This window comes from Stenotrophomonas sp. 8(2023), from assembly GCF_030345295.1.
GTDB classification, from domain to species: domain Bacteria; phylum Pseudomonadota; class Gammaproteobacteria; order Xanthomonadales; family Xanthomonadaceae; genus Stenotrophomonas; species Stenotrophomonas muris.
Map to the genome: position 1 here is coordinate 1,887,289 of NZ_CP128404.1, position 24,657 is coordinate 1,911,945.

Genomic DNA, 24,657 nt, shown 5'->3' on the forward strand with positions numbered 1-24,657 from the left:
CGGGCAATGGTTGACATGTCAACCCTCGCGGCATACGGTTGACGTATCAACTAACCTGGATCGCGCCATGCAGCACCCTCCCCGTATTGCCGTCATCGGCGCAGGCCCCGCTGGCCTCACCGCTGCGCTCATCCTGCATCGGGGCGGTCACCCCGTGAGCGTGTACGAGGGCGAAGCATCCGGGCAGCAGCGCACACAGGGCGGCACGCTGGATCTGCACGACGATTCCGGGCAGGTGGCGCTGCAGCGCGCGGGCCTGCTGGAGGCCTTCCGTGCGGTGGCGCGGCATGAGGGGCAGGAGGCGCGGATGGGCGATCCGTGGTCCGGGGAGATCACCACCGGCGGGTTCGGGCCGGAAGGGAGCAAGGACAAGCCGGAGATCGACCGCGGCGACCTGCGCCAGCTGCTGCTGGACGCGCTGCCGGCGGACACGGTGCAGTGGGGCCACAGCCTGACCGCGCTGGTATCTGCACAGGCGAACGGCCACGGCCTGCGATTCGCCAACGGCGTGCAGCGCGAGGCGGACATCGTGATCGGTGCCGATGGTGCGTGGTCGAAAGTGCGCGCGGCCTTGAGTACGTGCCAGCCGGTGCCCACCGGCATTACCTTCTTCGAAGGTTGGATCGCACAGCCTGCTGCGGACATCGCATCGATGGTCGGGCAGGGCAGCCTGTTCTGCTTTGGCGGCGAGGAGGCCCTGTTCGTGCAACGCAACAGCCGCGATCGGCTCTGCGTGTATGCGGCGCTGAAGCGCTCTTCCGAATGGCTTGATGCACAGATCGCGCAGCACGGCATACGGACGCTGGTGACAGGCTGCTATACCGGGTGGGCCACGAACCTTCGGCGCCTGCTGGAGGCCTGCACGGACTTCGTGCGGCGGCCGATCTACAGCCTGCCAGCGGATTTTTGCTGGGCCCCGCGCGATGGCGTGACCTTGATCGGCGATGCGGCGCATCTGATGCCGCCGGTGGGCGTGGGCGTGAACCTGGCGATGCTGGACGCGTCGGATGTGGCGATGGCGTTGTGCGCGCGGCCGGATGCGATCAGCGCGATGCGCGACGCCGAAGTGCTGGTGCGTGAACGCGCCCGCGCCCTGATGCCGGATGCGATCGAGGGGTTCCAGCGCTGGTTCACTACCGGAGGGGATGCTCCACGCGGTTGATGAAGCATCGAGTCTGTACGCACCTGCGACACTGGGAACAGCAGCAGATTCCTGGCGGCACGCTGGAAGTCACATGGACTTCCGACTGCTTTGGTCCGGTACAGGTGGCCACGCTGGGGCACGCGCTAGACTGGTTGAACCGGCCGACGCTCCCCCTGTTTTCCAGGGTTGGGGAGCGTGGTATGACAGGAGCGGAACGCATGACTGAAACCGGAAAGGACGCCTTGAACATCCGCCGCGCCAGCGCGGCCGATGCCCCCGCAGTGTTGGGGCTCTTTGACGAGGTGATCGAGTGGTTCGTGTCGATCGGCAATGTGCAGCAATGGGGCAGCGAACCGTGGTCGATGATGCCGCGCCGGATTGCCCAGGTCACCGAGGCGTGTGCACTGCCAGGCGCATGGGTGGCGCAGAACGAGCAGGGCGACGTGCGGGCGTTCCTTGCACTGGGCGAGTCGATGCCCTATGTGCCGGCGCCCACCGGGCCGGAGCTGTATGTGCGGGTTCTGGTGGCCTCGCGTGATGTGCGCGTGCGTGGCATCGGCCGCCGCCTGATGGCGTTTGCCGACGAGCAGGCGCGCGCTGCCGGTGTCGACCATCTGCGTGTGGACTGCTACGCCGGAGGCAGCGGCGACCTGGTGCGCTTCTATGAATCCTGCGGGTATACGCGCATCGCGCCGTTCAACGTGGACGGCTGGCCAGGCATGCTGCTGGGAAGGACGCTCTGACACGGCTGCGTCATTCCGTCGCAGCCTGCGTGCAGGAAACGATACACCGGTTCGGCGCTAGAGTAGGGTCATGACCTGCATCGGATGGCTGTGACATTCCGCTGCCGGTTCCTGATGACCCCCTCCAGGAAGGTGCAACGCATGTATTACAGCAGTGGCAACTACGAAGCTTTCGCGCGCCCGCGCAAGCCGGCCGGTGTGGATGGCAAGCGCGCCTGGTTTGTGGGCTCGGGCCTGGCCTCGCTGGCCGGCGCCGCGTTCCTGGTGCGCGACGGCCGCATGGCCGGTGAACGCATCACCATCCTTGAACAGCAGCAGATTCCTGGCGGCGCGCTGGATGGCCTGAAGGTGCCGGAGAAGGGCTTCGTGATCCGCGGCGGCCGCGAGATGGAAGACCACTTCGAGTGCCTGTGGGATCTGTTCCGCTCGATTCCGTCGCTGGAAATCGAGGATGCCAGTGTGCTGGACGAGTTCTACTGGTTGAACAAGGACGACCCGAACTATTCGCTGCAGCGCGCCACCATCAATCGCGGCGAAGATGCGCACACCGATGGCCTGTTCACGCTGACCGAGCAGGCCCAGAAGGACATCATCGCGTTGTTCCTGGCCACCCGGAAGGAGATGGAGAACAAGCGCATCGACGAGGTGCTGGGCCGCGACTTCCTGGACAGCAACTTCTGGCTGTACTGGCGCACCATGTTCGCGTTCGAGGAATGGCATTCGGCGCTGGAGATGAAGCTGTACCTGCATCGCTTCATCCACCACATCGGCGGCCTGCCGGATTTCTCGGCGTTGAAGTTCACCCGGTACAACCAGTATGAATCGCTGGTGCTGCCGCTGGTGAAGTGGTTGCAGGACCAGGGCGTGGTGTTCCAGTACGGCACCGAGGTGACCGACGTCGACTTCGATCTACAGCCGGGCCGCAAGCAGGCCACGCGTATCCACTGGATGCGTGATGGTGTAGCCGATGGCGTGGATCTGGGCGCCGATGATCTTGTTTTCATGACGATCGGTTCGCTGACCGAAAACTCGGATAATGGCGATCACCACACCGCGGCGCGTTTGAACGAAGGACCGGCGCCGGCCTGGGACCTGTGGCGCCGCATCGCCGCGAAGGACGAGGCCTTTGGCCGCCCGGACGTGTTCGGCGCGCATATCCCGCAGACCAAGTGGGAATCGGCGACAGTGACGACGCTGGATGCGCGCATTCCGGCCTACATCCAGAAGATCGCCAAGCGCGACCCGTTCAGTGGCAAGGTAGTGACCGGCGGCATCGTCAGCGTGCGCGACTCGCGCTGGCTGATGAGCTGGACGGTGAACCGCCAGCCGCATTTCAAGAACCAGCCCAGGGACCAGATCGTGGTCTGGGTGTACTCGCTGTTTGTGGATACGCCGGGCGACTACGTGAAAAAGCCGATGCAGGAGTGCACCGGCGAGGAGATCACCCGCGAGTGGCTGTACCACCTGGGCGTGCCGGTGGAAGAGATTGATGCGCTGGCCGCGACCGGTGCGAAGACGGTGCCGGTGATGATGCCGTACATCACCGCGTTCTTCATGCCGCGCCAGGCCGGTGACCGCCCTGACGTGGTGCCGGAGGGTGCGGTGAACTTCGCCTTCATCGGCCAGTTCGCCGAATCGAAGCAGCGCGACTGCATTTTCACCACCGAGTATTCGGTGCGTACGCCGATGGAAGCGGTGTACACGTTGCTGGATATCGAACGTGGCGTGCCGGAGGTGTTCAATTCAACCTACGACGTGCGCTCGCTGCTGGCCGCCACCGGTCGCCTGCGCGATGGCAAGGAACTGGATGTTCCCGGGCCTGCGTTCCTGCGCAATCTGCTGATGAACAAGCTGGACAAGACCCAGATCGGTGGCCTGCTGCGCGAGTTCAAGCTGGTGCAGGAAGACTGAGCGGGCAGGGGGAGGCCGCCGGTGAGGGCATCGGCGGCCTCAAGATCTCACGCTACGCCGTCGGTCGAACGGCTCAGCTGTTCCCACGCGTCGATGCTACCGGCCATCGATGCCAGCTTTGCCCTCACCAGCTGCAGTGCATCACTGCCCAGCAGCAAGTGGCGGGGAGGAGCGTCGCTGTCGATGACCTGCAGCATGGCCTGCGCAGCCTTCACTGGATCACCGGGCTGGTGGCCACTCTTCGCCTCACGCGCGCTGCGGATGGGATCGAACAATGCGTCGTAGTCGTCAATGCTGCGCGGTGCCCGCACCATCGAGCGGCCTGCCCAGTCGGTGCGGAAGGAACCCGGCGCGACGGCCGTGACGTGGATACCAAACGGCGCGACTTCCTTGCCAAGCACTTCACTGATGCCCTCCAGCGCGAACTTGCTGCCGCAGTACCACGCGATGCCCGGCATCGTGATGAAACCGCCCATGGAGGTGATGTTGAGGATATGGCCGCGGCGCCGGGCGCGCATGTGCGGCAGCACGGCCTTGATCAGCGCGGCCGGAGCGAACACGTTCACCTCGAATTGCTGCCGCAGCTCGGCGAGCGTGGATTCCTCGAGGATGCCTTCGTGGCCGTAGCCAGCGTTGTTGACCAGCACGTCGATGCTTCCGATGTTGGTTTCGATATCGGCGACGAGCGCATTGATGGCGGCGGTATCGGTTACGTCCAGCAGGCGACCGAATGCGCGGCCGGGAGCGAGCGCTTCGAGTACCTGGCGGTCGGTTTCGTTGCGCACGGTGCCGACCACGCGGTGGCCGGCCAGCAGGGCCTGCTGGGCAAGGGCGCGGCCGAATCCACTGCTGACACCGGTGATGAGGAGAAAGCGGGAAGGGGGCATGAGGGGGCGTTCGTGGTGGGCAGGGCTTGCACGTTAGTGCTTGAACGACCGGGGTCACAGGCCTAGGATTCGGCCATTCTTGCCTATTCCTCTGGAGTGCCTGTGCCTGTGGTCGATTCCCTGCAACGGCAGGTGCAGGCGCGCATGGTCGGCCTGCTGAAGACGCTGGCGGTGGAGGAGGGCTATACGCTCACGCGCCTGCCGGGGGTGCGGTTGCTGCGATCGGACCGGCCACTGGCGCGCACGCCGGTGTTGTACGACCCCGGCATCGTGATCGTCTGCCAGGGCGTGAAGCGTGGCTATCTGGGCGGGCAGGTCTACCAGTACGACGCGCAGCACTATCTGGCAGTGTCGGTGCCGGTGCCGTTCACGATGGAAACCGATGCGTCGGCCCAGGCGCCGCTGCTGGCGATCTACCTGCACCTGGATCTGCAGCTGGCGGCGGATCTGCTGATCGAACTGGGTGAACAGGAGGGCACCCCGGCGACACCGGCGCAGAGCATGATGTCCAGCCCGATGCAGGCGCCGATGCAGGCCACGGTGCTGCGCCTGCTGGAGGCACTGGCTGAACCGTTGGAGGCTGCCGTGCTCGGCCCTGCGTTGGTGCGTGAGGTGTACTTCCGCGTGCTGACGGGTGCACAGGGCGGCGCAATGCGCGAGGCGCTGGCCATGCGCGGGCGCTTCGGCAGCATCGGCAGAGTGCTGCGGACGATCCATGCCGGATATGCCACCGCCCTGGACGTGGGGCAACTGGCCACCGAAGCGGGCATGAGTGTGGCGACCTTCCACGACCACTTCCGCGCGATTACCGGCACGTCGCCGATGCAGTACGTGAAGTCGACCCGCCTGCACCAGGCACGGTTGCTGATGCTGCGGCAGGGGATGACTGCCGAAGCGGCATCGCTGGCGGTGGGGTATGCCAGCCCGTCGCAGTTCAACCGTGAGTTCAAGCGTCTGTTCGCGTTGCCGCCGGCGGCCGAGGTCGCGCGGATGCGGCGCAGTTTCGCGCTGCCACCTCCGCCAGCCGATGCGGTATACGTGTCTTCGCATTGAGCGGCAATCGAAGGTCACGTTGCCAGCAAGCCGGCCAGCGGCCGGCTCTGCCGGGAATGATGCCTGGCGGGTGCAGCAGAGAGGGGTTGACAGGCTGTCTACCTACTAGTAGGTTTATTGCCATGAAAGAGTCGCTCTCGCCCAAGGCACAGGAAATCCTGGCGCATGCCCGTGCGCTGCTGGAAGCCGGTGGCTACAACGGCTTCAGCTACGCCGACGTGTCGGCGCGGGTGAACATCAGCAAGGCCAGCATCCATCACCACTTCCCCAGCAAGGCGGATCTGGTGCGCACGGTGGTCGAGCTGTACCGGGCCGAAGCGCGCGAAGGCCTGGCGCTGCTGGACCGGCAGTTGGCCGACCCGCTGCAGGAGCTCAACGCCTATGTGGATTACTGGTCCAGCTGCATTGCAGGGGGTACGTCCTCGTTCTGCATCTGCGCGATGCTGGCCGCCGAAGCGCCGATGATTCCGGCAGAGATCGCTGAGGAAGTGCGCGGCCATTTCGAGGACCTGAGCGGTTGGCTGGCAGTGACGCTGGAGAAGGGCGTTTCGATGGGCCAACTGCAGTTGCAGGGCTCGGCGGCCGATGAGGCCAAGGCGTTCATGTCATCGGTGCACGGCGCGATGCTGGCCGCGCGCGGTTTCGGTGATGCGGCGACCTTCGCGGCACTGGCGCGGTTGGCGATCGCGCGGGTGAGCGCGGCGTCCTGAGAAATGTGTGGTGGGCCTGCGGCGACGCGGGCCTTCTTTTTGAGTCCTATGCCTACCTACTAGTAGGTTCATTCTGTCCCTGGAGATGTCCCATGTCCCACCCTCTGTCCACACTTGGCGTGATCCATACCGCTGTCAGCCTGATCCCGGTGTTGAGTGGCCTGTATGCATTCATTCGCCATCGCGCAATCGATCCCGCCACGCGCGCGGGCAAGCTGTACCTGGTGGGGCTGGTGCTGTCGGTGGCCACCTCGTTCACCGTGTCCAGCACGGGCGGGATCAACCCCGGCCACGCATTCGGGGTGATCGTGCTGCTGGTGGCATTCGGCGGCGTGCTGGCCGCGCGGCTGCGCTGGCTGGGGCGCGCCGCGCGTTACCTGTCGACCTTCGCACTGTCGTTCAGCTTCCTGCTCTCGTTGGTGCCCGGCGTCAACGAAACGCTGACCCGCTTGCCGGCAGCGCATCCGATTGCGGCGGCACCGATGGCCCCGGTGGTGCTGCACACGCTGCTGGCCTGCCTGGTGGTGTTCGTGATCGGCTTTGCCGCGCAGTGCTGGAGGCTGCGAAACCGTACCTTTGCAGGACGATCCTGAGACGCCGCCGGTCACCCCTGCGCGGCAAGTGCGCCCAGCAGTGCCGCCGGTTCGATCAGTGCAGCCGAGCGCGCCGGATCGAGTTGAATGTGCCGGCTGCAGAAGCAGAACGATTGGCCCGCTGCAGGCTCGGGGGTGTTCGCGCTCGCGTCCGGCGTCTCGATCTCCAGCACTTCGTCCACGGCCAGCGCCAGGGTTGCGGTGCCGGCGTTGATCAGCAGCATGGCCGGGCTGCCACCCTCGAATGCCGGTTGGCCGCTCATGCGGCGCAGGTCGACGACGGGTAACGGTTGCCCACGGACCTCCAGGGTCGGCCTGCCGTTGCGGTCTGCAGGGCCGAATGCCTCCGGACCGCGGATTTCGACCGCCGCCTGGATGTCGATGGCGAACAGGACGGTGCCTGCACGCATGACGACGATCTCGAACAGGTCGGCAGGCGATGCGCGTGTTTCCGTTGCAGGGTGGGCGGGTACGGGCATGCGATGGGCGTGGCGAAGACGATGGGAAAGGAGATCTGGATGATGACGCCTGGACGCAACGCGCGGCCACGTCGGCGTGCGCGTGCAAGGCGATGGTTCAGTGTCTATCAGGCGGCTGCGCGTGGCGCGCCGACGGTGCCGACGCGTGGAAAATGCGGACGCAGCAGGCCGACGAGCTGGTCCATGCCCGGAATGGAGTGGCCGAACTCGTCCCAGCGCGCATTCACCAGGCCGGACACCACGATCTGCCCGGTCTCGATGTGGGTCATTGCCCAGTACGGAACGGCACGCGCGCTGATGGCCATGTCCAGTACCGGCACGACGGCAGCATGCGAGCGGCTGTCATGGATGCGGCGCTTGACTGCTTCCAAGGCGTCGGGCGGGCCTTCGATGTACTGGAAAAACCGCTGCCCGTCGACGATCAGCGCACCGGTAACGTCCACCCGGCGATTGAACGTGGCAGATTGCGAGACGATCTGGTGGAGGGCTTGATTGGACAGCTCAGCCGACATGCGGCTGGAGTAAGCAAATGCATGGAGCATGGAAGGGGCTTCTTGTGACGCACGTCACTATACGCACGCAAGCCCGGACCGTCGTGAGGCTTTGCTCACGCCACGCTTGGCTCCGCGCACTGGATCAACAGCCCACCAACCGGTCGGCACCGAGACCGCCGCGATGCTGGCTGCGGTACTCGGTAGGGCTCGCGTCGACCTGACCGCGGAAGTGCCGACGGAACGATTCCTGCGAACCAAAGCCGGCCTGTTCTGCAATCCACTGCAGCGGCCGGTCAGTGGTTTCCAGCAGCTCGCGCGCGAAAGCCACGCGCTCGCGGATCAGCCAGTCGATCGGCGACAGGCCGGTGGCGTCCAGGAACTGCCGCTGCAGCGTGCGTTGGCTGAGCGCGGCCTGCTCGGCGAGGCTGCCCAGTGAGTGGGGCTCGCGCAGGTTGCGGCGCATCCATTCCATCAGCTTTGCCAAGCGGGTGGGCTCGCCGTGGGGAATGGCGCGGCTGACGCGCTGGCTGCGCCCGGCATCACGCCATGGTGCCAGGACCAGCCGTTCGGCCACCAGGTTGGCCACGCGCGCGCCGTAATCCTTGCGCACCATGTGCAGCATCATGTCCATGCCGGTGGCCGAGCCGGCCGAAGTGATGATGCTGCCGGTATCCACGTACAGCGCATCCTCGCGCACATCGATGCGTGGGAACTCGCGTGCCAGCGCTTCGGTGAGGCGCCAGTGGGTGGTGGCCTGGCGGCTATCGAGCAGCCCAGCCCAGGCGAGTACGAACGCACCGGAGCAGATCGAGGCGATGCGCGCGCCGCGTGCGTGGGCACGGATCAGTGCATCGAGCAGTGCCTGCGGTGGGCGCTCGCTGGGTTCGCGCCAACCTGGGATGACGATGATGTCGGCGTCATCAACCGCGCTGAGATCGTAGGGAAGCTGCACCTGCGCGTTGCCGAGCATGCGCAGCGCACCGGGTTCGCCTGCGCACAGCTGGGTGCGGTACCAGGCCACGCCGAGTTCCGGCCGCACCGGCGCGAACAGGCCAACCGCGCAGCCGAATTCGAACAGCCCCTGGCCGTGGCAGGCGACGATGGCAACGAGCGGCGCGGTTGGATCGGCGGGTGGGCTGGGCATGGCCTGATGCTACGGGTGGCGGTGCGTGGCGTTGCGTGATGCGCGGGCATGAGGTGATGCCGGGCGGGCATATGGGAACCGGGGTCGGATCCCTTCCGCAGGAAGGGCTCTGACCCCGTGGTGGGGAGGCGTGCGTGGGGTCAGAGCCCTTTCCTATGGAAAGGGATCCGACTCCGTGGGGGGACCCCGTGCGTGTGCGCCGCCTAACGTCATTACCAGCGGTCATGTGGGTGGCCGGATGTTACGGCTGGGTGACGCGATCGCGCCTGTCGCACCAGGTGAACAGGCCCTTGAATGGAAGCGTGTTTCCGGCCCACCCCCACGAGCCCCCATGCCTGCCGCCCACGCCCCTGTCCTGAGCACTCTCGCTGTTCTGATCACAGCCATCCTTGCCGCCTCGCCCAGCCATGCGGCTGAAGCCGACGCAGATCCTGCTGCCACCGCCGCGACGGCCAACGTGGCCGCGTCCACGCTGGATGCGGTGGTGGTGACCGGTTCGCGTACCAGCACGCGCACGGTGAAGAACAGTTCCACGCCCATCGATGTGATCTCTGCAGAGGACCTCGCCGCCACCGGGCAGGGCAACCTGCTGGAAGCGCTGCAGCGCAGCCTGCCGTCGCTGAGCCAGATCGGCGGCTACCAGAGCGACCAGGAGAGCCTGATCCGTGGCTACCAGCTGCGCAACCTGTCACCGGGCTACACGCTGGTGCTGGTAAACGGCAAGCGCCGCAATGCCAGCGCTTACGTGAGTGGCGCAAACGGTGGTGGCTTTCCGGGCCACGCCTGGGCCGACCTGGCGTTGATTCCGGTGTCGGCCATCGACCACGTGGAAGTGCTGCGCGATGGTGCGTCGGCCATCTATGGCTCGGACGCGATCACCGGCGTGGTCAACGTGATCCTGAAATCGCAGGCGCACGGTGGCGATGTGTCGGTGGAGAGCGGGCAGAGCATCGATGGTGATGGTTCGCGTACCAGCGTGCGCGCCAATGTCGGGCTGCCGTGGGGCCAGGATGGCTTCGTCAACCTGTCCGGCGAGAACACGCGGCAGCACCACGCGATCCGCACCCGTCGCTACATCGATGGCTACCTGAGCTATCCGGCAGTAGATGCCAACGGCAACCGGGTCGCACTGCGCCCGAACAATCGCTTGCCGACGGGTGCATCGCCGAACCCGGCCGAGGCCAACCGCGATGCCGAGGCCAACACCATCCTCAGTTCGCCGTCGTACGCGTTGAAGGCTTTCGCAGTGAATGCAGGCCATGGCCTGGGCGAGAGCGCGCAGTTCTACGCCAACGCCACGACCAGTGACCGCACCGCGCAGGCGATCCAGAACTTCCGCCTGCCGGCGACCATCTTCACCACCTACAAGGCACCCGGCGTGCTGAGCGTGTTTCCCGATGGCTTCCTGCCGGTGCTGGAGACCAAGGAAAAGCAGTACACCGGCACTGCGGGCGTGAAGGGGCAGATCGCGGGCTGGGATTACGACGCCAGCCTGACCGGCAACCGCAGCACGGTGCGCACCTATACCCGCAACGCGGTGAACTACTCGCTGCCGTATCCCGGTTCGCCCACTGACTTCTATGACGGCAAGCTGGACTACCAGCAGGGGATCGCCAACCTCGACCTGCGCCGTGGCTTCGAGGTGGCGGCCTTTGCGTCGCCGCTGGAAGTGAGCGCAGGCGCCGAGTACCAGCACGAACAGTACGAACGCGGGGCCGGGCAGTGGGAGTCGTACACCGGCTTCGGTGCAGCCGCGTTCGTGGGCTACTCCACCGCCGATGCGGTGAAGGCGACGCGCAACAGCAAGGCGGTCTATGTGGGCGCGGCCAGCAACATCACCTCGCGCTGGTATCTGGATGCAGCGGCGCGCTGGGAAGATCATTCCGACTTCGGCAGCGTGTCCACTGGCCGCCTGACCACGCGCTTCGACTTCACCGACGCGTTGGGTGTACGCGCGACGGTCAGCAACGGCTTCCATGCGCCCAGCCTGGGCGCACAGTTCTACCAGGCCACGGGCAGCTGCCCGTGCGGGACCACGCTGGTGGCGCAGGTGTCTTCACCGGCGGCGGTTGCGCTGGGTGCTACGCCGCTGAAGCCCGAGAAAGCCACCAACTACAGCCTGGGCGTGACCTGGGACCCGAGCCCCGCATTCCATCTGGCCGTGGATGCGTACCAGATCGACATCCGTGGCCAGCTGGGCCAGTCCAGCCAGATCGGCTACAACGCGCAGGATCCGGCGCGCATCACCGACAACAGCGGTACGGTGCTGAGCGCGGCGCAGAAGAACACCATCGATGCGCTGCTGGGTTCGGCCGGCATCAGCATCCTGCCGGGTGATGCGTTCTACGCCAGCTACTTCACCAATGTGGGCAATACCCGCACGCGCGGTGTCGAGCTGACCCTGGAAGCCAACCAGGACACTGCGTGGGGCAAGCTGCGCTGGAGCTACGCGGCCAACGTCGGCCGTACCACCATCCAGAAGGTGAGCGACATTCCGGCGGCGCTGCAGGGGCTGCCGAACATCAACCTGCTGACCAAGAGCAGCGAATACGCGCTGCGCTTCCGCACGCCCAGCTACACCCAGGTAGCCGGGCTGGGCTGGCAGAACGGGCGCTGGCGCTCGAACGTCGATTTCACCTACTACGGCCCGATCAAGCGCCTGAACAACGGCGTGGAGTACAAGCAGCCGCCGGTGCTGGTGACCAACCTGTCCGGCGGCGTGGAGCTGGGGGCGGGCTGGAGCGCGGCGCTGGGGATCAACAATGTGTTCGACAAGCGCACGCGCAAGGTGCCGGAGTACGCGCGCAGTGCTACCGATGTGGCCAGCATCGAGACGACCTGGGACAACGGCGACGTGTTGGGCAACGTCGGGGCGTATTGGTATGGGCGGATCAGTTACCGGTTCTGATCTGGGGCAGCCGAGCATGGCTCGGCTCTACAAAGGCGGGAAGCAGCCGAGCATGGCTCGGCTCTACAAAAGACGAAGTGCGGCCGGAGGTAGTTCGGCATTATCGAGGAGCAATTCATGTCTTCTGCATTGAAGGTGGTTGCATTGGTGGGGTCGCCGACCAGTTCGGCGACATCGCGCACGTTGCTGCTGGTGCGGCATCTGCTGGCGTCGCTGCAGCAACGCGTGCATGCCAGCGTGGAGCTGGTGGAGCTGGCGCCGATCGCGCGCTCGCTGGGCCAGTCGTTGTCGCGCGATGAGGCGGGGCCGGAGGTGGAGCAGGCGCTGCAGAGCATCGAGGCCGCAGAGCTGCTGGTGGTGGCCGCGCCGGTCTATCGCGGCTCGTATCCCGGGTTGTTCAAGCACCTGGTCGACTTCGTCGGGCTGGAGGCGCTGGTGGATACGCCGGTGCTGCTGGCGGCGACCGGTGGCAGCGAGCGCCATGCGCTGGTGATCGACCACCAGTTGCGGCCGTTGTTCAGTTTCCTGCAGGCGCACACGCTGCCGATCGGGGTGTATGCCACGCCTGCCGACTTCGACGGCGAGCACATCAACAGTGCTGCCTTGCAGGCACGCATCGCGCTGGCAGCCGAGCGTGCGGCCGGCCACCTGGCGACGCAGGCGCTGGCGGTAGCGGCGCCGCTGCGACGCATCGCCTGACGCCATAACCGGCGGCGCTTTGCTTATGGCCACGCCGCATCTGCATGGCCGGATCTGACCGCCGATTGTCGCCAGGCGTCGCTGCCGCAGCCGCCGGCATCTCTAGCATCGATATCGAAGCGGCATCGCATTGCCGGCCCAGATGAGGACCCCCCAGTGACGCTCGACGCAGCAAGCAAACCCATCCTGTTCCTGCTCGATCGCGAGTTCGAGGACGGCCAGATTCCCGGCCAGCGCTTCTTCTGCCGGCACAGCCTGTTACTGGAAGGTGCACTGTCGAGCATCGACGGCCTTGATGCGCAGCTGGACGTACGTCGCATCGGCTTCGCGCGGCCGCGCCGCGAGGTGATCGCCGAGATCGGCGAGCAGGACCAGTCGTTGCCCAAGCTGGTGCTGCCGCAGGGCGTACGCAGCGACCTGGCCAGTGGCGCGCACCAGGACCGGCAGTACATCTCCGGTGCCGAACCGATCCTGGCCGCACTGAACGGATTGCTCGGCATTCCCGTGGCCCACCCCTGAGCGAGGACGCGACCGTGAGCTATCAGATCAGCGTGCTGGACAAGAGCCCGGTAGCCGAGGGCGCTTCGCCGGAGCAGGCGCTGCGCAACAGCCTGCAGCTGGCGCAGCGCGCCGAACAGCTGGGCTATCACCGCTACTGGTTTGCCGAGCACCATGCCGCACCGACGTTGGCCAGCCCTGCACCGGAAGTGCTGGCGGCCTGGGTGCTGGCGCAGACCCGGCGCATCCGCATCGGCAGTGGCGGGGTGATGCTGCGCCACTACGCGCCGTACAAGGTGGCGGAGAACTTCAACCTGCTGGCGGCGCTGGCGCCGGGGCGCGTGGATCTGGGCGTGGGCAAGGCCCCCGGCGGCCTGCCGGCCTCGACTGCCGCGCTGGCAGCCGGGCGTCCGCCGTTCGCTGATTTCGACCAGCAACTGCGCGACCTGGAGGGTTATCTGGCCGGCGCCGAAAGCGAGGCGCTGGCGTGGCCGCTTCCGCAGCAGGCGCCGGAGCGTTTCCTGCTCGGCGCAAGTCCACAGAGTGCAAAGCAGGCGGCCGAACTGGGCTGGCGCTTCGTCTACGCCGCGCACTTCGATGGTGACCCGAAGCACATCGAGGCCGCGTTCGACGCCTACCGCAGCGTCGCCTCGCAGCCGCCGCTGCTGGCCACGGTGGCCTTCGCCGCACCGACTGCGGAAGCCGCTTCGCGTCATATCGGTGCGCTGCGCGTCTACAAGCTGCACCTCGGTCCCGGGCAGGCGGTGAACCTGCCCAGCGCCGAGGCAGCTGCCGAGTACGCGCGCCAGGTGGGGGTGGCCGACTTCCGCATCGAGGAAACGCGCCCCAGCGTGCTGTCCGGTGATGCGCAGCACGTGCGCGGCGAACTGGATGCGCTGCACCGGCGTTTCGGCGTGGGCGAGTTCATCCTCGATGCGCCGGTGGCCGACCTCGACGCACGCCTGACATCCCTTGAACTGCTGTCGCCCGCGCCGCGCGCGGCGGTGGCCTGACCTGCAGGAGCGTTTCCCATGAGCACGACCCCGCGCCACGTTCCGTTCGGCATCATGCTGCAGGGCCCCGGCAGCCACATGCATGCCTGGAAGCACCCGTCCAACCCGGCCGATGCCAGCGTCAACCTGCAGTTCTACATCGACATCGCTCGCACCGCCGAAGACAATGGCATCGCCTTCGGCTTCGTGGCCGACGGCCTGTACATCAACGAGAAGTCGATCCCGCATTTCCTCAACCGCTTCGAGCCGATCTCGCTGCTGTCGGCGCTGGCCACGGCCACGAAGAAGATCGGCCTGGCCGGCACGCTGTCGACGTCCTACAGCGACCCATTCACCGTCGCCCGTCAATTCGCCTCGCTGGATCTGCTCAGCGGCGGCCGCGCCGGCTGGAACGTGGTGACGTCGCCGTTGGAGGGCTCGGGTCGCAATTATGGCCGCCCACATCCCGAGCATGCACTGCGCTACCAGATCGCCGACGAGTACCTGGAGGTGGTGCAGGGGCTGTGGGATTCCTGGGATGACGATGCCTTCGTGCGCGAGCGCGACAGCGGTACGTTCTTCGCGCCGGAAAAGTTCCGCCGCCTCGACCACAAGGGCCGCTTCTTCCAGGTGGAAGGCCCGCTCAACATCCAGCGTTCGCCACAGGGCCAGCCGGTGATCTTCCAGGCCGGTTCGTCCGACGATGGCATCGCGCTGGCCGGCAAGTACGCCGATGCGGTGTTCACCCATTCGCCGTCGCTGGAAGAAACCCGCGCGTTCACCCAGAAGGTGAAGAACTCGGCGATCGCGCATGGCCGCAGCGGCAACGACGTGAAGATCTTCCCGGGCATCGGCCCCATCGTCGGCCGTACCGCAGAGGAGGCCGAAGCCAAGTACCAGGCAATCGCCGCACTGGCCACGCTGGAGGATGCACTGGCGTACCTGGGACGCTTCTTCGATCACCACGATTTCAGCCAGTACGATCCGGACGCGCCGTTCCCGGAGCTGGGTGAGATCGGCAGCAACTCGTTCCGTTCCACCACCGACCGCATCAAGCAGGATGCGCGGGAGAAGGGGCTGAGCCTGCGCCAGGTGGCATTGGAAGCCGTGAGTCCACGACCGAACTTCATCGGTACGCCGGAGCGCGTGGCCGATGAGCTGATCCGCTGGTTCGATGCCGGTGCCAGCGACGGCTTCATCCTCGGTTTTGCGGCACAGCGCGAAGGCCTGGACGATTTCGTGACCCAGGTGCTGCCGATCCTGCAGGCGCGCGGCTACCACCAGCGCGAGCTGGAAGGGCAGACCCTGCGCGAGCATCTGGGCCTGCCGTACAAGGCCAGCCGCCATTCGACCGATGCCGAGCCGGCGCGGAAGGCGGGGTAGGGCAATGAGCGGAGACACTGCGGCAGCAACGGGCCATGCCCGGCGGGATTCCCAAACGACGGGCGTATTGCCCGAGATCGCGGCACGCGCCGAGGCCACCATCGCGATCCGCCATGACCTGCACCGCCACCCGGAGCTGGCCTTCGAGGAGCACCGCACCAGCGCCCGTGTGGCCGAGTTGCTGCAGCAGTGGGGCTATGAGGTGACCACCGGTCTTGGCGGCACCGGCGTGGTCGGCACGTTGCAGCGTGGGCAGGGCGGCCGTCGGCTGGGGCTGCGTGCGGACATCGATGCCTTGCCGATCCACGAAGACTCGGGGCTGGTCTACGCCAGCCAGACCGACGGCCTGATGCATGCCTGCGGCCATGATGGTCACACCGCCATCCTGCTGTCTGCCGCGCATTACCTGGCCCATCACGGCACTATCGACGGCACCTTGCAGCTGGTGTTCCAGCCAGCCGAGGAAACCGGCTCGGGTGCATCGAAGATGATTGCCGACGGCCTGTTCGAGCGCTTCCCGGTGGATGCGATCTATGGGCTGCACAACTGGCCCGGCGTACCGGTCGGCCACTTCGGCTTCGTCGACGGCCCGGCGATGGCGTCGGTCGACTGGGCGCGGCTGAAGGTGATCGGCAAGGGCGGCCACGGTGCCGAGCCGCAGGGCAGCGTGGACCCGATCCTGGTCGCCGCGCACATCATCACTGCATTGCAGAGTGTGGTGTCGCGCAATGTCGACCCGCGGCAGATGGGCGTGGTCACCGTCGGTTCGATCCACGGTGGGCAGGCCGCCAATGTGATTCCGGACGTGGTCGAGCTGAAGCTGACCGTGCGCGCCTACCTGCCCGAGGTGCGCGACACGCTGCGCCGCCGGGTGACCGGGATTGCCGAGCAGACCGCTGCCGCTTTCGGGGCACGCGCCGAAATCGAGTTCCCGCGTGGCTTCCCCAGCGTGATCAACCACCCGCAGCAGACCGCCTACATCCGCGACGTGGCCGTACAGGGCTTCGGCCACGAACAGGTGGTGCCGGAGTTCGCGCCGCGCACCGCCAGCGAGGACTTCGCTTTCCTGTTGCAGGCACGGCCCGGGAGTTTCGTGTTCGTCGGCAACGGCGACAGCGCACCGTTGCACAGCCCGCGCTATGTGTTCAACGACGCCGCCATTGCACCCGCTGCCAGCCTGTGGGCTCGGCTGGCCGAAGACTATCTGGTGAAGGACGTGGCATGAGCAGCAACGAACGCTTCCTCTATACGTCGGTGGATGATCCGCTGGCGCGGCCGCTGTTCGATGGCCTGGAGCAGGAGTACGACATCCGTTACGCCGACGTGCGCCGACGCATCGGCGGCAGCGCCCGCGAGGAGCTGCAACGCTATCCGGCGCAGGCCTTCGCGGCGCCGGTAGGCGCGTTCGTGCTGCTGCTGCGCGATGGTGTGGCGATCTCCGGCGGCGCCTTCATGCCGCACCGCGATCCGGACACCGCCGAATTCAAACGTATCTGGACGCTGCCCGGGCTGCGCCGGCAGGGCATCGCGCGTCGCGTGCTTCAGGAACTGGAAGACCAGGCGGCGCGGCAAGGGTACCGGCGGGTGTTCCTGACCACCGGCTTCCGCCAGCCTGAAGCCGTCGGCCTGTACCTCAGCCACGGCTATACCGCGCTGTTCGACCTGCAGGCCGACCCGGAAACCATCGCGCATCTGCCGTTCGAGAAGCACCTGAGCGTATCGGCGCCGGTCGTTGTGCCATCACAGGCCATGCTGCACGGAGCCCACGCATGAGCACGCCTTCGACTGCGCTGGATGGCATTGCCGCACCCCCCGCGCCAGCACCGGCGCTGAAGATCGTGCCGGCCCGGCATCCGCTGCAGGTCTTCGGCACGGTGCTGGCACTGGCGCTGATCCTGATCGGGCTGCAATCCGTGCTGGGCAATCCGCGCTGGGGCTGGGGCACGTTCGCCGAGTGGTTCTTCGCGCGCCCGGTGCTGGAAGGCCTGGGTCGCACGCTTTTGCTGACCGCGCTCGGTACCGGCCTCGGCTTCGCGCTGGGTACCTTGCTGGCGCTGGCCCGCGTGTCCGGCTCGCCCCTGCTGTCGGCGGTGTCGTGGGGCTATGTATGGCTGTTCCGCTCGATCCCGCTGCTGGTGCTGTTGCTGCTGCTGAACAACCTGGGCTACCTGTACAGCACTATCGAACTGGGCGTGCCGTTCACCGGCATCAGCCTGTTCTCGTACCCGACCACGCAGCTGATCGGCGCGTTCACCGCCGCAGTGCTGGGCCTCACCTTGAATCAGGCCGCGTTCTCGGCCGAAGTGATCCGCGGTGGCATCCTCTCGGTCGACCATGGCCAGTACGAGGCGGCAGCGGCACTTGGCCTGCCGCGTGGCCGCCAGGTGCGCCGCATCATCCTGCCGCAGGCGATGCGTTCGATCCTGCCGGCCGCGTTCAACGATGTGATCGGCCTGGCCAAGAGCACCTCGGTGGTCTACGTGCTGGCGCTGCCGGAGCTGTTCTACACCGTGCAGGTGATCTACCGCCGCAATCTGGAGGTGGTGCCGCTGCTGATGGTGGCCACCGTCTGGTACCTGGTGATCCTTACCGTGCTGTCGCTGTTGCAGCGGCGCGTGGAGCAACGCTTCGCGCGCGGCCAGCTGCAGCGCGAGCGCTCGGTGTCGCGGGTGTCATCGCCCCCGCGTGTGCAGAGCGAAGCCGCACCGCGAGTAGCAAGCCGCCCGCGTATCGCCCCCCAGGTTGAAGCGGGCGAGGGCGCGGCGGTGTCGCTGCATGGCGTAGGCAAGGTGTTTGGCGACCAGCCGGTGCTGGAAGACGTGAACCTGGACCTGCGCGCCGGCAGCGTGACCGTGCTGATCGGCCCTTCGGGCGCCGGCAAGTCCACGCTGCTGCGGCTGATCAACCACCTGGAACGCGCCGACGGCGGTTACGTGACTGTCGGCGGCCAGCTGATCGGCTACCGCCGCGAGGGCGACACCCTGTACGAGCTGCCCGAGCGCGAGATCCGACGCCGCCGTGCAGAAGTGGGCATGGTGTTCCAGGGCTTCAACCTGTTCCCGCACCTGACCGCGCTGGAGAACATCATCGAGGCACCGATCGCGGTGCGTGGCGTGCCGCGCGCGCAGGCCGAGCAGCAGGCGCGCACGCTGCTGGAACGGGTTGGCCTGGCCGACAAGGCCGATGCCTTCCCGCGCCAGCTGTCCGGTGGCCAGCAGCAGCGCATCGCGATTGCCCGCGCGCTGGCCCTGCAGCCGAAGGTGCTGTTGTTCGACGAACCGACCTCGGCGCTGGACCCGGAACTGGTGGCCGAGGTGCTGAGCGTGATCGAGGAGCTGGCCCGCTCCGGCACCACGCTGGTGATCGTCACCCATGAGCTGAGCTTCGCCCGCCGCGTGGCCGACCACGTGGTGATGATGGACCAGGGCCGGGTGATCGAGCAGGGCACGCCCGAGGTGCTGTTCGAACGCCCGCGCCAGCAGCGCACCGCCGATTTCCTGGCCAAGACCCTGTAACCGAGAAAGGAACACCATGAGCCCTGCAGCACCGCGTCGTCCCTCACGCAGCACCCTGTTGATCGTGGGCGTGCTGGTCATCGGCATCACCGGTATCGTCTATTCGCGCGTGCGGCAGGCACCGGATGCCGGCACCGTGGCCGCGACCAGCCTGGCCGGTGCGAACACGGCGGTGTTGAAAGGCACGTTCGATCCAGAGGCGCAGGCATTGATCCCCAAGGGGTATCGCTTCGTCACGCCCGGGTCGTTCACCGTGGCCACCCATCCAGGGCAGCTGCCGCTGGCCGACTACGGGGCCGACAGCAAGGACGTTGTGGGCATCGAGCCCGACATCGCGCGCCTGATCGCCGATGCGCTGGGCCTGAAAGTGGTGATCGTGCCGGTGGCCTGGGCCGACTGGCCGCTGGGTCTGGAATCAGGCAAGTACGATGCGGTGCTGTCGAACGTGACGGTTACCGAAGAGCGCAAGAAGAAGTTCGATTTCTCCAGCTACCGTTTCGACCTGCTGGGCATCTACACGCGCGCAGACGGGCCGATCCAGAAGATCGAGAAGCCGGCCGATGTGGCCGGGCTGAAGGTGGTGGTGGGTGCCAGCACCAACCAGGACCAGATCCTGCGGCAGTGGGACCAGCAGAACATCGCGGCGGGATTGAAACCGGTGGAATACCAGTACTTCGATGACGCCGTGGTGGGCCGGCTGGCGGTGATCACCGGCCGTGCCGATGTGTCGTTCGAGCCCAACGCCACCGGCGCCTATTCGGCGCGCGACGGCAAGGTGCGGCGCGTCGGCCTGTTCCCCGGTGGCTGGCCGAACGCTGCGGCGATCTCGGTGACCACGCGCAAGGGCAGCGGCCTGGCCGACGCGGTGACGCAGGCGCTGAACACCCAGATCGCCAGTGGCACCTACGCGCAGGCGCTGAAACGGTGGAATGTGGCCGAGGAAGCCGTGCCGCAGTCGCAGACCAATCCGCCGGGATTGCCGACGTTGCAATGACACCGGGCGTGGCCCGGCGCGACCTCCGCTTTTGTAGAGCCGAGCCATGCTCGGCTGCTTTACCAACGCGCCTCCAGCGTTCTGAACGGTTTCGCCAGGCGCACGCCCTCGGCGTCGAAGTCGGAAACGCTGCGTCCGTCCACACGCACCGTCTTCGGCATCGTGCGCGCCGGCCACCAGACCTTCACCGCCGTTCCGTCGCGCAGCCCTTTGCCAAGCCCCACCTTCAGCACCCCGTCGCGCTGCCGCGCCTGCATCTGCAATGTGCCATACGCCGTCGGCAGGCGTTCCACCGCCAATCCATCCCCCGCCACCCACGAGGGCGGTGTGCCCGGCAGCAGCGAGAGCGCATCATCGTCTTCGCGCATCAGCATGCCGAACAGCGTGCGGCCGTACTCGGCGCCGATCCAGGTATGCGGCATGTCGCCGAGGTAGCGCGGGAAGCGCAGCCGTGAATGCACTACTTCGGCCAGCACCTGCCATTCAAGCGGGCGCCGGTCATGAAGCAGGCCCTGCAGCAGCTCGTCAGCCACGTCTGGCTGGCCCAGGTGCACATAGCTCAGCACGTTGCGGATCTCGTACGGCGTGTAGGCATACAGCGCACCGGGCTGGCTGCGCTTGCGCACGTCTTCCAGGTAGCGGGCGAAGGTGGTCCGCAACGCATCTGCCGGCAACACGCTCTGCGCGCCGGTCGGGTCCAGGGCGATCGACACGCCCGTGGGGTCACCATCGCCCAGATCGGCCGATGACGGAATGAAGTCGATGCCCTTCCACGCCATCGTTGCGCGGATCGAGGCACGCAATGCGTCGTACAGCGCTTTGTACTGCTCGCGCGCCCAACGGGCGGTTTCGTGGTCGCCCAGCGCCTCGGCCAGCCACGCGCCGTCGTGCCACCCCTTCAGGCCCCAGTAGTCATCCCAGTAGCTGTGGGTGGGTGATGGATAGCCCTCATGGCTGATCGATGGTGCAAGGATGCCCGCAAAGCGTTCCGGGGCAGGCTGGTCAGCCTTGTAACCGGGCACCAGCGTGCGCTCGCGCAGTTCCTGCAGGAAGTGCAGCGCGGCCTTCACCTTCGGCAGGTAGTCACGCACCGACTCGGGTCCGCCATCCAGCCGTGCAACGTCGGCGACCAGCGCCACGTACTGGCCCTGGCTGTCGTACTCGATGTCCGAACCGAAGCCGGTGTTGACGCTGCCATCGTCATTGAGGATCGGCGAGACCAGGCCGTTGGCATGTACGCCGTGTTCGCTGTACCAGGCCAGGTAGTCGCGCGCGACCTTGGCCTCGCCCATGCGCAGCAGCACGGCCGAGGTGGCCATGCCGTCGCGGATGAAGGAGCGGTTGTAGTTGCGCGGGCCGGGCTGCATCGCCGGGCCGGTCTGGTTGATCAGCATGTAGGCGGCCTGCGCGCGCAGCATGTCCACCAGTGATGGGTCGGGCAGGCGCAGGCCGACCTGGCCCAGCCGTGCCTGCCAGTCCGCGGACGCCTGCGTGGCCAGTGAATCGAACGCCGCATTGGCATCGCGGGGAAGCGTGGCCAGATCCAGCGCAGGCGCTTCGGGCAGCACGCCATTGGCATCCGCGGCGGCGGTGCCCAACGGGAACGCGACCACGATGGCATCGCTGGTTCCCGGCGCCAACGAGATGCGGTAGTCCAACGCAGCCGAGGCAAGACCCTGGTCATCATGCGCCTGTTGCGCGGAAGGCAGTTGGCCGGCAGCGATGTCCGCGGTGATTTCCGTGGCGCCATCCCTGCCGAACGGCGCCGCGCCGGACGCAGCCACTGGCGTGAGCGACTGCAGCAGCGTGCGGCCATTGATGCGCACGGATTGCCTGTCGATGGCCACATCGCGGATCGGTGACAGCCCGCCGTTCTGCCATGGCGGGTTCATCTGCATCGGGCGCACGACCAGGCTGAGCGTGCCGTCGATCCGGGTTTTTCCGGTGTTGTGCAGGCGATGACGCAGGAACGTTACCGGCTGGCCGTTGCGCTCGACGGCGAATACCTCGCTGCGCAACTCCAGCCCGGGCTGCGGTGACCACGTAGCGGAGGGCATCGGCTTCCAGCCGTCGCGCAGGGCATGCTGCATGGCCTGCGCGGCGGCGCCGGCGGTTTGGCCATCGGCATTGCGCCAGATCGGCTGCACCAACGGCGCGCCCTTGAAGGCTTCCAGATTGCCGTATTCGTCGAAGATCGATTTCTGTCGTCCTGCGTGCACACCGACGGCCGTCCAATAAGTCTGCTGCATCTGCAGCGACGCCGGGAACAGCGCACGCTGCGCGCCGCTGGCAGCGATCTGGTAGCGCTTCATCGGCGTCATCACGGCTTTCGGGCCGAGCAGGCGCAGGCGCGCGATCTGCGGTGCAGCGCCGTCCACGCTCAGGCGGAATGTACGTAAGGGTTGTGCTGCAGTGGCGGCCAGCCAGCTTTGCCGATGATTGGCCGCTTGTGCATCGTGTGCGAGGTCCTGCCAACGGCCCTGTGCATCCTGCACCTGCAGTCGCGCGGCGCCGCGCGCGCCATCGGCCCAGTCGACGACCAGGCCAGCCGTTGATTGGGCCCGCGGCAGCGTGATCTCGAACGTATGGGATCCATTTGCCCCGGCCGGCATCGCGACGGTGCCGCCGCCTTGCCAGAGCGCCGCTGCCTGCGTTGCATCGATACCGCTGATGCGTGCGCTGAGCGTGCTGTCCAGTGGCTCCATCTCGAAGATCGACACGCCCCAATCGGAGGTGCGCTGCGGGCTGGCCAGCCGCAGGTAGCGTGCCTGCCGCGGCGCGAAGTACAGCGTTTCCACGTCGCCCAGTGAATCGGCCATCGTGTACGCGGTCTGCCACTGCGTGCCGTCCAGCGAGGTCTGCAGTGAATAGCCTTCCGGGTTGGAGACATCCCAGGTAAGGCGCGCACCGGCCAGCAGGGTGGGCGCGCCCAGATCGATCTGGAACCAGTGGCCGGGGCTGAAGGCGCCGCCGGTCACGGTCTTCGGGTCGCCGTCGATCAGGTGGCCGATCGCCATCGCCGGTACCTGCTGCGAGGAACTGCTGGCCTGCCATTGGCTGCGCGGGGGGAGGGTCTGTGCCTGTGCGCTGGAGGCCAGGGCGGCCAACAGCAGGGCGGCGGCAGATCGCCATGGGATAGCTGAGCGGGAGACCTTGGAGCGTTCGGCGCGCAACGTCATTACGGACTGCCTCGCAGGTTCGACCGGAATCGGGCGAGCGCTACGCTAGCAAGGGATGTAATCGGTTACATGACGCACTGCAGCGCCGCAGGCCGCTTCCGTGGTTGACGCAGCCGAGCATGGCTCGGCTCTACATGGCTTCCGGCAGGTCAAACGGCATCCCCCGTTAAAGCTCCACCGTCTCCCACCATCGCGTACCCGCCTGCGGCGCCTGCATGTCCAGTGCTTCGCCCATCATCGGCGTGGCCACCGGCACATTCTTTGCGGCCGCCAATGCCGTGATGCGCTCGAACGGCTGCTGCCATGCGTGCAGGGCCAGGTCGAAGGTGCCGTTGTGGATCGGCAGCAGCCACTTGCCGCGCAGGTCCAGGTGCGCCTGCAGGGTCTGTTCCGGCTGCATGTGCACGAACGCCCAGCGCGGATCGTAGGCGCCGGTCTCGATCATGGTCAGGTCGAACGGTCCGTACTTCTCGCCGATGGCCTTGAAGCCATCGAAGTAGCCGGTGTCGCCGCTGAAGAAGATGCGGAAGTCGCCGTCCTGGATCACCCATGACGCCCACAGGCTGCGGTCGCTGTCACCCAGCCCGCGGCCGGAGAAGTGCTGGCCCGGGGTCGCGGTCAAGCGCAGGCCACTGGCTTCAGTCGACTGCCACCAGTCCAGCTGTTCCACCTTGCTGGCGTCCACACCCCATGCAATCAGCTGGTCGCCGACGCCGAGCGGTGCGATGAAGCGCGCGGTCTTGCCGGCCAGCTGCATTACCGCGGCATGGTCGAGATGGTCATAGTGGTTGTGCGAGAGGATCACGCCGGCGATGGGCGGCAGTTCGTCGATGCTGATCGGCGGTGCGTGGAAGCGCGCCGGCCCCATCCACTGCACTGGTGAGGCGCGCTCGGAGAACACCGGGTCGGTCAGCCAGTACTGGCCACGCAGCTTCAGCAGGATCGTGGAGTGCCCAAGCCGGAACAGGCTGCGATCCGGCGCAGCATCCAGGGAGGCGCGGTCCAGCGGCTGCACCGGAATCGGGTGGGCTGGCACGGTGCCCTTGGGCTTGTTGAACAGGAACGTCCACCAGATCTCCGCACCGTCGCGCAGGCCCATCGCCGGACGGGGCAGGGCATTGCGGAACTTGCCGTCGCGGTATTGCGGCGAATCGGGGAAGTCGGGGAGGGACCAGGACTTGCAGAAGGTGTAGGCGGTCACGGCGAGGATTCCAAGCAGGAGGACAAGGAGCAGGCGCTTCATGGGTGACGTCCGCTGGGTACACTGCACAGTGTAGTTTCGCATTTTTCAAAAGTACACTACTGGGTGTAAAATGGTGGCGTCCGTTCAG

At 66.7% G+C, this 24,657-nt stretch carries 21 protein-coding genes; 15 read left to right on the top strand and 6 right to left on the bottom strand.

The annotated features are described in order from the left end of the window. The first annotated feature begins 10 nt into the window (after positions 1–10). The 3 genes from QP609_RS08865 (at position 11) to QP609_RS08875 (ending at position 3,798) form a co-directional block, all read left to right on the top strand. The gene (locus QP609_RS08865) at positions 11–1,162 is read left to right on the top strand and encodes an NAD(P)/FAD-dependent oxidoreductase (RefSeq protein ID WP_289213939.1); all 1,152 of its coding nucleotides are present in this window, start codon (positions 11–13) and stop codon (positions 1,160–1,162) included. A gap of 200 nt (positions 1,163–1,362) precedes the next feature. After that, a complete protein-coding gene (locus tag QP609_RS08870) occupies positions 1,363–1,887 on the top strand; it encodes a GNAT family N-acetyltransferase (protein ID WP_046430248.1) in 525 nt (174 codons plus the stop codon). Between the two features lie 141 nt (positions 1,888–2,028). Continuing rightward, a complete protein-coding gene (locus tag QP609_RS08875; RefSeq protein WP_197620939.1) occupies positions 2,029–3,798 on the top strand; it encodes an oleate hydratase in 1,770 nt (589 codons plus the stop codon). 47 nt (positions 3,799–3,845) lie between these two features. Here QP609_RS08875 and QP609_RS08880 read toward each other — a convergent pair whose 3' ends face one another. Continuing rightward, entirely contained in the window at positions 3,846–4,685 is an 840-nt protein-coding gene (locus QP609_RS08880) for an oxidoreductase (RefSeq protein ID WP_046430252.1), read from the bottom strand. Between the two features lie 108 nt (positions 4,686–4,793). On the opposite strand from QP609_RS08880, the gene QP609_RS08885 reads away from it, so the two are divergent. From QP609_RS08885 to QP609_RS08895, 3 genes are all read left to right on the top strand, one after another. Next, entirely contained in the window at positions 4,794–5,738 is a 945-nt protein-coding gene (locus QP609_RS08885; protein ID WP_197557316.1) for an AraC family transcriptional regulator, read from the top strand. 122 nt (positions 5,739–5,860) lie between these two features. Then, a complete protein-coding gene (locus QP609_RS08890) occupies positions 5,861–6,448 on the top strand; it encodes a TetR/AcrR family transcriptional regulator (protein ID WP_049440761.1) in 588 nt (195 codons plus the stop codon). A gap of 92 nt (positions 6,449–6,540) precedes the next feature. Continuing rightward, positions 6,541–7,041 carry a hypothetical protein gene (locus tag QP609_RS08895; protein ID WP_180835540.1) on the top strand — a complete coding sequence of 167 codons (501 nt, stop codon included), beginning with the start codon at positions 6,541–6,543 and terminating at the stop codon, positions 7,039–7,041. 11 nt (positions 7,042–7,052) lie between these two features. On the opposite strand, the gene QP609_RS08900 is transcribed toward QP609_RS08895, so the two are convergent. The 3 genes from QP609_RS08900 to QP609_RS08910 all read right to left on the bottom strand — a co-directional run bounded on the left by QP609_RS08900 (position 7,053) and on the right by QP609_RS08910 (position 9,158). Then, positions 7,053–7,451 carry a chemotaxis protein CheW gene (locus QP609_RS08900; protein ID WP_289213940.1) on the bottom strand — a complete coding sequence of 133 codons (399 nt, stop codon included), beginning with the start codon at positions 7,449–7,451 and terminating at the stop codon, positions 7,053–7,055. 176 nt (positions 7,452–7,627) lie between these two features. After that, positions 7,628–8,062: a BLUF domain-containing protein gene (locus QP609_RS08905; protein WP_075076785.1), complete on the bottom strand. Its 435-nt coding sequence runs from the start codon at positions 8,060–8,062 to the stop codon at positions 7,628–7,630. 94 nt (positions 8,063–8,156) lie between these two features. Further along, a complete protein-coding gene (locus QP609_RS08910; RefSeq protein WP_197620941.1) occupies positions 8,157–9,158 on the bottom strand; it encodes a helix-turn-helix domain-containing protein in 1,002 nt (333 codons plus the stop codon). Positions 9,159–9,489: 331 nt separating this feature from the next. On the opposite strand from QP609_RS08910, the gene QP609_RS08915 reads away from it, so the two are divergent. From QP609_RS08915 to QP609_RS08955, 9 genes are all read left to right on the top strand, one after another. Beyond that, entirely contained in the window at positions 9,490–12,066 is a 2,577-nt protein-coding gene (locus QP609_RS08915) for a TonB-dependent receptor (protein WP_197620942.1), read from the top strand. A 117-nt stretch (positions 12,067–12,183) separates the two neighbouring features. Continuing rightward, entirely contained in the window at positions 12,184–12,765 is a 582-nt protein-coding gene (msuE, locus tag QP609_RS08920) for an FMN reductase (RefSeq protein WP_032960012.1), read from the top strand. Between the two features lie 156 nt (positions 12,766–12,921). After that, positions 12,922–13,284 carry a DUF3088 family protein gene (locus QP609_RS08925; RefSeq protein WP_032960011.1) on the top strand — a complete coding sequence of 121 codons (363 nt, stop codon included), beginning with the start codon at positions 12,922–12,924 and terminating at the stop codon, positions 13,282–13,284. Positions 13,285–13,298: 14 nt separating this feature from the next. After that, entirely contained in the window at positions 13,299–14,276 is a 978-nt protein-coding gene (locus QP609_RS08930) for an MsnO8 family LLM class oxidoreductase (protein ID WP_197620943.1), read from the top strand. Between the two features lie 18 nt (positions 14,277–14,294). Continuing rightward, the gene (locus QP609_RS08935; protein ID WP_197620944.1) at positions 14,295–15,638 is read left to right on the top strand and encodes an LLM class flavin-dependent oxidoreductase; all 1,344 of its coding nucleotides are present in this window, start codon (positions 14,295–14,297) and stop codon (positions 15,636–15,638) included. Positions 15,639–15,642: 4 nt separating this feature from the next. Beyond that, positions 15,643–16,863: a M20 aminoacylase family protein gene (locus tag QP609_RS08940; RefSeq protein ID WP_310760047.1), complete on the top strand. Its 1,221-nt coding sequence runs from the start codon at positions 15,643–15,645 to the stop codon at positions 16,861–16,863. Then, positions 16,860–17,411, top strand: coding sequence for a GNAT family N-acetyltransferase (locus QP609_RS08945; RefSeq protein WP_164077574.1), 552 nt, complete (start codon positions 16,860–16,862; stop codon positions 17,409–17,411). Before QP609_RS08940 ends, QP609_RS08945 begins: the two co-directional genes overlap by 4 nt. After that, entirely contained in the window at positions 17,408–19,153 is a 1,746-nt protein-coding gene (locus QP609_RS08950) for an amino acid ABC transporter permease/ATP-binding protein (RefSeq protein WP_197620946.1), read from the top strand. The genes QP609_RS08945 and QP609_RS08950 overlap by 4 nt, the downstream gene beginning before the upstream one ends. A 16-nt stretch (positions 19,154–19,169) precedes the next feature. Next, entirely contained in the window at positions 19,170–20,147 is a 978-nt protein-coding gene (locus QP609_RS08955) for an ABC transporter substrate-binding protein (protein ID WP_197620947.1), read from the top strand. 59 nt (positions 20,148–20,206) lie between these two features. On the opposite strand, the gene QP609_RS08960 is transcribed toward QP609_RS08955, so the two are convergent. Further along, positions 20,207–23,326, bottom strand: coding sequence for a discoidin domain-containing protein (locus tag QP609_RS08960; RefSeq protein ID WP_197620948.1), 3,120 nt, complete (start codon positions 23,324–23,326; stop codon positions 20,207–20,209). Positions 23,327–23,492: 166 nt separating this feature from the next. Then, positions 23,493–24,569, bottom strand: coding sequence for an MBL fold metallo-hydrolase (locus tag QP609_RS08965; protein ID WP_032960001.1), 1,077 nt, complete (start codon positions 24,567–24,569; stop codon positions 23,493–23,495). Positions 24,570–24,657 lie beyond the last annotated feature (88 nt).